At 49.4% G+C, this 668-nt stretch carries 1 protein-coding gene; it reads right to left on the bottom strand.

The window, feature by feature from the left end; genetic code table 11:
* Positions 1–111: 111 nt before the first annotated feature.
* Positions 112–399 carry a hypothetical protein gene (locus tag AO277_RS14490; RefSeq protein WP_044320263.1) on the bottom strand — a complete coding sequence of 96 codons (288 nt, stop codon included), beginning with the start codon at positions 397–399 and terminating at the stop codon, positions 112–114.
* Positions 400–668 lie beyond the last annotated feature (269 nt).

Below are 668 nucleotides of genomic sequence, written 5' to 3'. Positions count from 1 at the left end.
GGGTCTGCTTGCGCTTAGCGGCGTATTCGGCATCGGCGAAGGTCATTTGATTCATCATCGAAAAGCTCGGCGATTGGTGCCCGGAGATTTTGCCAAATCAGGAAGTCTTTTTCAGGATTTCCCTAAGGACAGTGATCGAATTGCTATGTCGAGATCCATGGCTGTTACAACGATATCGACATCAGAGATTATTTTATCCCAGTCTCTCGGGCTGCTTCCGGTCATGTCATGGATTTTTCGATAGGGAAGGTGCTTTTGCAGATCCAGTGAGTGCCCTTCACCCGCGTAGGCGTGGCAGCCGCTGCCTATAAAGTAAGGTGCAATGGCGGCAATTGCCGCAGAGGGACCGAATCCAAACGGTTCGGCGTTGAATAAAATGCGATTGGCTTCCATGCCCATGTGTTTCTCCAGAACGCTACATATTACCGATGCACGTCTTCTCGTTTAGGGGGCGCCTCTCGGCACCCTCAGCGGTTAGCTATTATCTTTAATGGACGGGTGTCAGCCGTTTTTATAATTGGCATTGGTATAATGGTTTTTATAGTGGTTACCAAAGAAGCTGTTTTCAGAATTCTAGGTTTTGTACGAAAAGTCGGCTGGGGTAGAATTGCCGCCATGATTGGCTGGAGGCCCGCATGGCAAAGCGTTACGAACTCTCCGACTCATCG

This window comes from Pseudomonas amygdali (assembly GCF_002699855.1).
GTDB classification, from domain to species: Bacteria; Pseudomonadota; Gammaproteobacteria; order Pseudomonadales; family Pseudomonadaceae; genus Aquipseudomonas; species Aquipseudomonas amygdali.
This window is presented reverse-complemented; position numbering and strand designations above follow the sequence as displayed.